Below are 7,884 nucleotides of genomic sequence, written 5' to 3' on the forward strand. Positions count from 1 at the left end.
TCTGCCTAACAGAATTTTCCAATTCGGGAGGAAAACAATGAAAATTTCGACACTTTTGAAAAGCTCTGCCTTTGCGGTTGCTGCCCTGTCCATGGTCGGCGTTGCCGCACCGGCATCCGCACAGGATGGCAAGGCCATCACCACGGTTGTTAAAATCAGCGGTATTCCGTGGTTTGACCGTATGGAAACCGGCGTAAACAAATTCGCCGAACAGAACCCGGAAATGGACATTCGCCAGGTCGGTCCGGCAACTGCGGATTCCGCACAGCAGCTTCAGATCGTTCAGGATCTGGTGGCAACCGGTGTGGATGCGCTGGCGGTTGTGCCGATGGATCCGGATATTCTTGAAGGTATTCTGGGCCGTGCGATGGATCGTGGCACGATCATCGTCACCCACGAAGCCGACAACCAGGCGAACACCCACGCCGATATCGAGGCATTTGACAATGCCGATTACGGTGCGGCACTGAACGAACGTCTGGCCCAGTGCATGGGCGGCGAAGGCAAATGGACCACCTTTGTCGGTTCGCTGGGCAGCCGTACCCACATGCAGTGGGTTGGTGCCGGTGAAGAAAATGCCAAGAAATATCCGGGCATGGAACTGGTTGATCCGAACAATGAATCGTTCGATGACGCCAACGGCACCTATGAAAAGGCCAAGGAAATCCTGCGCAAACATCCCGATATCAAAGGGTTCCAGACCTCGGCTGGTAACGATGTTCTGGGTGTAGGCCGTGCAATCGAAGAAGCAGGTCTGGCTGGCAAGGTTTGCCTGGTCGGTACCGGTCTTCCGAACCCGTCGGCAGCGTATCTGGATTCCGGTGCCATCACCGCGATCGGTTTCTGGGATCCGCAGAAAGCCGGCATGGCGATGAATGCGGTCGCGAAATTCATGCTCGAAGGCAAGGAAATTACCGACGGTATGGATCTTGGTGTTGAAGGCTATGAAAGCGTCACCGTCAAACCGGGTGCAGGCAAGGGTCTTCTGATTGTTGGTAACGGCATGGTGCTGGCCGACAAGGACACCTACAAGGACTACCTTTTCTAAGATCACCTGATGCCAGTGGTCCGGCGCAACGCACAATGCGCCGGACTGCATGGCTATGCCTGACAGAAACGTCAGCAGAAAGGGAATAACTGGTGACCAAGCAAGATCCGCAAAATCGCTGCTTCCTTGAGCTGCGAAACATCCACAAACGGTTTGGCGGTGTGCATGCCCTCAGAGGGGTGGACATGTCGCTTCAGGCTGGTGAGGTCTATCACCTGCTTGGTGAAAACGGATGTGGCAAAAGTACCGTAATCAAGATCATGGCTGGTGCGCATCCGCCCAGCGAAGGACAGATCATTCTTGATGGCGAGGTTCATGATGAACTGACGCCGATCCAGTCACTCGATTTCGGGATCGAGACGGTTTATCAGGACCTGTCGCTGATCCCCAATCTGACCGTGATGGAAAATGTTGCGCTTGGCGAGCAGCTTGTCGAAGGCCATGGTCGCCTTTTGCGCACGCTTGACCGCGCACGTTTGAAAGAAACCGCAACCAAGGCCCTGTCGCAGGTCGGGCTGAATGTTACGGCGGAACTGTTGTCGACCATTGTGTCTGACCTTCCGCTTGCCATTCGTCAGCTTGTGGCGATTGCGCGCGCCATTGCGTGCGAAGCGCGCCTTGTGATCATGGATGAACCGACCACGTCGCTGACCCGGCGCGAGGTCGAAAACCTGATTGATGTGGTGTCAAAACTGCGGTCGCGAAATGTGGCCGTGCTGTTCGTTACCCACAAACTCGAAGAATGTTACCGGATTGGTGGCCATGCCATCGTCTTCCGTGACGGCCAATGCGTTGCCCAGGGGCCGATCAGCAATTACAGCCGCACGGATCTTGCCGAACTGATGACCGGACGCAAGATCAGCGAAAAACGTTATCGCACCGGGGCGCCATCGGCCGAAACCCTGATGGTGCTGGATCGTCTTGAAGTACCCGGGCGTTTTCGCGATGTCAGCTTCAAACTGCATAAGGGCGAGGTTCTTGGCATTACCGGGCTTTCGGATTCCGGCAGGAACGAACTGGCACTGGCGATTGCCGGGATCAAACCGGCGGCCGGTGGTTCGATTTCGGTCAATGGTAAGCCGGTGCGCATCCACAGTGCGTCGGAATCAATTGATGCGGGGATCGGCTATGTCCCCGAAGACCGCCTGTCGGAAGGCCTGTTTCTTGACAAGTCGATCTATCAGAATGAAATCGCGCTGATCCTGCGCAAACTTGCCAGCAAGTTCGGCATTCTCGACATGAAAAAGGGCAAGGAAATTGCCCGCGACATTTCCGAAAAGATGCGCCTGAATACCGCAGATATCGAATTGCCGGTATCGGCGCTTTCGGGTGGTAACCAGCAGCGCGTTCTGATTGGCCGCTGGCTGAGCATCGATCCGGAAATTCTGGTGCTGCACGGGCCGACGGTCGGTGTCGATGTCGGATCAAAGGATGCGATTTACCAGACCATCCAGAAAATGGCCGAACAGGGCATCGGACTTGTCATCGTCAGTGATGACCTTCCCGAACTTTTGCAGAATTGCGACCGCATTCTTGTGATGAGTGCCGGTGAAATCGTCGCCGATTTGAACGGCGCGGGCGCAAATGAAGACGAGATCTACCAGGCGATGCTTGGTTCAGTACAGGAAGGTGCAGCATGAGTGCGGCTGGAACCTCGCATAATCAGGCCGCGGCAAATGCCGGGCCGGGCGGCGGATTGAGCGGTCTGATCGCCAAACGACCGGAATTTGTCACCCTTGTTTTGCTGATGGCGATCTGTATCGCCGTGACGATTGCCAATCCGGCATTTTTGCAGCCCTCCACCCTGATTGATATCGGGCGGGCAAGTGTCGTGACCGGGCTGTTTGCGCTGGGCGTGTTTGTCATTCTTGCGGCGGGCGGGATTGATGTTTCCTTTACCGCCATTGCTGCATTGACGATGTATTCGATCACGCTTCTGGTTCAGAAATATGCGCCGGATCTGTCGATTGTTGTGGTGTTTGCCATTGCGATTGCCGGCGGTGTGTTTCTGGGCGTTGTGAACGGTTTTCTGGTTTATACGCTGCGCGTGCCATCGCTGATTGTGACCATCGGGACGCAATATTTCTTCCGGGGCGGGTTGCTGGCCTTTATCGGGACAACCTGGATCATGGAACTGCCCGGGGAGATGGCGACATTCGGTCGTTTGTCGCTTCTGGAATTTGAAACCGCGAATGGCGCGATTGTCAGTCTTCCGGTCTATTTCCTGATTCTGCCGGTGGTTGCGGTTCTGACCTGGTGGATCATGCGGCGTACCCTGATGGGGCGGGCGATCTTTTCACTGGGCGGCAATCCGGAAGTCACCGCACGCCTGGGTTACAACGTCAAAATCGTTCACCTGTTTGTTTTTGGATATGCCGGTGCATTGGCCGGTCTGGCGGGGATTGTCCATATCACCGCGAACCGGCTGGCCAACCCGTTTGATCTTGTCGGAACCGAGATTTCCGTGATCGCAGCCGTGGTACTTGGCGGGGCGCGGATCACCGGGGGAACCGGGTCGGTTATCGGCACCATGCTGGGTGTTTTGCTGGTGGTTGTTGTCGACAACGTTCTGGTGATGGTCGGCATTCCCAGCACCTGGCAGCGTGTGTTTGTCGGCGCGTTCATCCTGCTTGCCGCGGCCTTCTTTGTCACCCGACAGCGCAAATTCAAACCTGCGAAATAAAAGAGAAAATCATGAAAAAGTTTCTGAATGATCCCAAGAATTTCGTCGATGAGATGCTTGAGGGTATCTATCTCGCCAACAGCGACGTCACCTATGTCAATGATGACAAGCGCTGCTATGTAAAAGCATCCCCGAAACCGGGCAAGGTCGGCATTGCGACCGGTGGCGGTTCGGGTCACCTTCCGCTGTTTCTGGGTTATGTTGGCGAAGGTATGCTTGATGGTGCGGCCGTAGGCGGCGTGTTCCAGTCACCCAGTGCCGAGCAGATGCTCGAAGTCACCAAATATATCGATCAGGGTGCGGGCGTTCTTTATATCTATGGCAACTATACCGGCGACATCATCAATTTCGATATGGCGACCGAACTGGCCGACATGGAAGACATCAAGGTTCTTTCGGTTGTCGGCAATGACGATGTTGCATCATCCGTGGTTGGCGAAGAACACAAGCGCCGTGGCGTTGCCGGGATTTTCTTCCTGTATAAGGCCGCCGGTGCCGCATCCGAAGAAGGCATGTCACTTGAAGAAGTCGCCCGCGTTGCCGAAAAGGCAAAGGACCGCACGCGTACCATCGGTGTCGCGTTAAGCAGTTGCGTGATCCCGGAAATCGGCAAGCCGTCCTTTGAAATCGGTGCCGATGAAATGGAAATCGGCATGGGTATCCACGGCGAAAACGGCATCAGCCGCAAAAAACTGACCGCTGCCGACCCGCTGGTTGACGAGATGATGGACAAGATCTTTGCCGAACAGGATTACAAGGCCGGTGACGGCGTTGCCATCCTGGTCAACGGTCTTGGCGGCACCCCGCTTGAAGAACTTTATATCCTGTTCCGTCGCGTCCATCAGCTGATGAGCGAACGCAAGGTCAACGTCAAGCATGTCTGGATCGGCGAGTTCGCGACATCAATGGAAATGGCCGGGGCATCTGTTTCGGTGCTGCATCTTGATGACGAACTTGATCGTCTGATGGCGGCCAAGGCCGACACCCCGTTCTTCAAACATTTTGCCAAGTAAGCCGAGGCCAAGATGGACAAGATTACCAGCGGTGATATCACCGCATTGTTCGAAGCCCTGCACGCGACGTTCCGTGACAAACGCGATGAACTGATCGCCCTTGATGCCAAGGTCGGTGACAGCGATCTGGGCATCACGATGAATAATGCCTTCGAAGCGGCAGCGGCAACGGTCACCGCCCAGACCGATACACCGATGGGCAAACAGTTCATGCTGGCCGGTGCGGCAATGGCAAAGGCCGCCCCGTCAACCATGGGGACGCTGACCGCGACCGGTTTCATGCGCGGTGGCAAGGCGCTTGGCGATGCCGATGCAATCGGTGCGACCGAGATGGCCGCATTCTGGCGGGCCTATGCCGATGGTATTGCCGAACGCGGCAAGGCCAAGCTGGGGGACAAGACGGTTCTGGATGTTCTGGTACCGATTGCCGAAAGCCTCGAAGCATCGGTTGCAGCGGGATTGTCACTGGCAGAGTCCACAAGCAAGGCATCCAGCGATGCCAAGGCCGCGCTTGAGGCCACCAAGAACCTTGTTGCGCAACATGGCAAGGCAGCCGCCTTTGCCGAAAAAAGCAAAGGTCTTCAGGATGCCGGCAGCACGGTCGCGGCCCTTTTGATCGAAACGGTTGCAGAATTTTGCAACCGCTGATGCGGCGGCATGCGGTTCAGATTGGCCTCTCCCTCTGATCTGGTCGCATGCCGTGCCATCAAAAGTTTTCGTCTTTGATAAATGCAGGAACCCACCATGGAATACAGAACCCTTGGCCGATCCGGCTTGAAAGTCTCAGCCATTTCAATGGGCACATTCACCTTTGGCGGGCAGGGGCCGTTTGCCATGGTCGGCAAGCAGGGCGTGCCCGAAGCACGGCGTCTTGTCGATTGCTGCATTGATCACGGCGTGAATGTTTTTGATACCGCCAACATGTATTCGACCGGCCTGTCCGAACAGATTCTTGGCGAAGTTCTTGACGGGCGGCGTGATCAGGTTCTGGTGACGTCAAAGGCGCGCATGCGCATTGGCGACGGCCCCAATGACGAAGGTGTCAGCCGTTATCACCTGATCCGTGAATGCGAAAAGTCGCTGCGCAATCTCAGAACCGATCATATCGACATCTATTACATGCATGAATGGGATGGTGTCACACCGGTCGAAGAAAAGATGGCGGCCCTTGATACCCTCGTGACACAGGGCAAGGTGCGCTATGTCGGCTGTTCGAACTATTCGGGTTGGCACATCATGAAATCGTTGCAGGCATCCGAACGTGACCGTCGCGTCCGGTTCGTCACGCAGCAAATCCATTACACCCTTGAAGCCCGCGAAGCGGAATATGAATTGCTTCCGGTTTCGGTCGATCAGGGGTTAGGTGTTCTGGTCTGGAGCCCGTTGGCGGCCGGTTTGCTGAGCGGTAAACACACCCGCCAAAATCCTGTTGCAAAAGGGTCAAGGCAAGAGGCGGGCTGGACCGAACCACCCATCCGGGATCAAGGACGTTTGTGGGATATAGTTGACGTCCTGATCTCGGTGGGTGAAAAACACGGCGTTGAAGCCGCACAGGTCGCACTGGCCTGGTTGCTGACGCGCCCGGCGGTATCTTCGCTGGTCGTCGGTGGCAGCTCCGAACAGCAATTCATCAACAATTTCCGCGCGATTGACCTTAAACTTGATGAAGATGACCTGACCCGTCTGGACAAGGTCAGCCAGCCGCCTTTGATCTATCCCTATTGGCATCAGGGCCAGTTTGCCCGCGACAGATTCAGCGACGGCGACTGGGCGCTGCATAACCGGGCAGGCGACTAAGCCGCCCCGAATTTCCCAATGCGCACATGATGAAACACCGTGACCGGTTGATATCGGTCACGGTGTTTTTTTGTCTGTGGCAGGTCTGGTTAGCCCGTCAAATGGAACGGCCTATTTCAGGTATTTGTTGAACCAGTCGATGGTACGTTGCCATGCCAGTTCGGCGGCTTCCTTGTCATAGCGCGGTGTGGAATCATTGTGGAAACCATGATTGGCGCCGGGATAGATATAGGCCTCATACACCTTGTTATTGGCTTTCAGGGCTTCTTCATAGGCCGGCCAGCCGGCATTGATCCGTTCATCAAGTTCGCCATATTGCAAAAGGATCGGTGCCTGAATGCGCGGAACATCGGCGGCATCGGCCTGACGGCCATAGAACGGGACAGCAGCACCAAGATCGGGATAGGCAACCGCAGCCGCATTGGCGACCCCGCCACCATAGCAAAAACCGGTAATGCCGGTTTTTCCGGTGGTGGCTTCGTGGGCGGTCAGGAATTCAATGGCTGCAAAGAAGTCATTCATCAGTTTGGTCGGATCGACGGTACGTTGCAATTCGCGACCCTTGTCATCATTGCCGGGATAACCGCCAACCGATGTCAGACCATCCGGGGCAAGGGCGATAAAGCCCGCCTTGGCGACCCGGCGTGCGACATCTTCGATATAGGGGTTAAGCCCGCGGTTTTCGTGCACAACCACCACACCGGGAACCTTGCCCGTGACATTGGCCGGTTTGACCAGATAGGCGCGGACCTCGCCATGGCCATTGGGGGACGGATAGGTGATATATTCAGCAACAATGTCGGGATCGGTGAAATCAACCTGATGGGCCATTGCGTAATTCGGGCTCATGGCATTAAGGATGGCCAGTGCCGTCATGCCGCCAACCGCATAGCGGCCCGCACGATCAAGAAATTCGCGCCGGTCAATCATCCCATGCGCGTAAAAATCATATAGTTCAAGCAGTTCCGGCGAAAAATCCTTGGCAGTCAGACGTTCCATCATGCGCTCCTGTCCTGAGTGACACGGGGATTGGGGGGCTGGTGGTGACGGTAACAAAGACAAATCAGATCAACGCACGTCGCAGCAGGGGGCGCTGTTTTGCGTCCTGGCCCCTGCGTGCGAATGATTGTCATCTATCCTGATTTTTTCACAAGTCACAAACGCGCTATCACGGCCAAAAAGTAACCGTGGTCACATCAAGATCCCGATCCGTTCGGACAAGGGGCGGCAGATATCGTTTGCGATGATGCTATGATGGAAGAACCCGGATCGGATCACCATTGATCCAGGCCAGCACCGCCTCAACCGTCTGGCCATAAAACACATCCCAGGTATGGCGGGGG

Annotated in this window: 7 protein-coding genes; 6 read left to right on the top strand and 1 reads right to left on the bottom strand. The window is 55.7% G+C overall.

The window, feature by feature from the left end:
- The first annotated feature begins 37 nt into the window (after positions 1–37).
- From AUQ42_RS07120 to AUQ42_RS07145, 6 genes are all read left to right on the top strand, one after another.
- Complete coding sequence (locus tag AUQ42_RS07120; protein ID WP_068518402.1) at positions 38–1,048, top strand: substrate-binding domain-containing protein; 1,011 nt, start codon at positions 38–40, stop codon at positions 1,046–1,048.
- A 92-nt stretch (positions 1,049–1,140) separates the two neighbouring features.
- Positions 1,141–2,688 (top strand): sugar ABC transporter ATP-binding protein, encoded by a 1,548-nt coding sequence (locus AUQ42_RS07125; protein ID WP_068518403.1) that lies wholly within the window; start codon positions 1,141–1,143, stop codon positions 2,686–2,688.
- A complete protein-coding gene (locus tag AUQ42_RS07130) occupies positions 2,685–3,731 on the top strand; it encodes an ABC transporter permease (protein ID WP_082817772.1) in 1,047 nt (348 codons plus the stop codon). Before AUQ42_RS07125 ends, AUQ42_RS07130 begins: the two co-directional genes overlap by 4 nt.
- A gap of 11 nt (positions 3,732–3,742) precedes the next feature.
- Positions 3,743–4,744, top strand: a complete 1,002-nt coding sequence (locus tag AUQ42_RS07135; protein ID WP_068518404.1) for a dihydroxyacetone kinase subunit DhaK — start codon at positions 3,743–3,745, stop codon at positions 4,742–4,744.
- Between the two features lie 12 nt (positions 4,745–4,756).
- A complete protein-coding gene (locus AUQ42_RS07140) occupies positions 4,757–5,392 on the top strand; it encodes a DAK2 domain-containing protein (RefSeq protein WP_068518405.1) in 636 nt (211 codons plus the stop codon).
- A 96-nt stretch (positions 5,393–5,488) separates the two neighbouring features.
- The gene (locus tag AUQ42_RS07145; RefSeq protein ID WP_068518409.1) at positions 5,489–6,541 is read left to right on the top strand and encodes an aldo/keto reductase; all 1,053 of its coding nucleotides are present in this window, start codon (positions 5,489–5,491) and stop codon (positions 6,539–6,541) included.
- A gap of 111 nt (positions 6,542–6,652) precedes the next feature.
- Here the strand turns inward: AUQ42_RS07145 and yghX are convergent, their stop codons facing one another.
- Positions 6,653–7,540: a YghX family hydrolase gene (gene yghX / locus AUQ42_RS07150; RefSeq protein WP_068518410.1), complete on the bottom strand. Its 888-nt coding sequence runs from the start codon at positions 7,538–7,540 to the stop codon at positions 6,653–6,655.
- Positions 7,541–7,884: the final 344 nt, after the last annotated feature.

Origin of the sequence: Thalassospira sp. MCCC 1A02491 (genome assembly GCF_001613785.1) — a bacterium.
Taxonomy (GTDB): Bacteria; Pseudomonadota; Alphaproteobacteria; order Rhodospirillales; family Thalassospiraceae; genus Thalassospira; species Thalassospira povalilytica.

Coding starts and splice junctions, on each gene's coding strand:
- AUQ42_RS07120 (WP_068518402.1), top strand. CDS start 38: ATGAAAATTTCGACACTTTTGAAAAGCTCTGCCTTTGCGGTTGCTGCC.
- AUQ42_RS07130 (WP_082817772.1), top strand. CDS start 2,685: ATGAGTGCGGCTGGAACCTCGCATAATCAGGCCGCGGCAAATGCCGGG.
- AUQ42_RS07135 (WP_068518404.1), top strand. CDS start 3,743: ATGAAAAAGTTTCTGAATGATCCCAAGAATTTCGTCGATGAGATGCTT.
- AUQ42_RS07140 (WP_068518405.1), top strand. CDS start 4,757: ATGGACAAGATTACCAGCGGTGATATCACCGCATTGTTCGAAGCCCTG.
- AUQ42_RS07145 (WP_068518409.1), top strand. CDS start 5,489: ATGGAATACAGAACCCTTGGCCGATCCGGCTTGAAAGTCTCAGCCATT.
- yghX (WP_068518410.1), bottom strand. CDS start 7,540: ATGGAACGTCTGACTGCCAAGGATTTTTCGCCGGAACTGCTTGAACTA.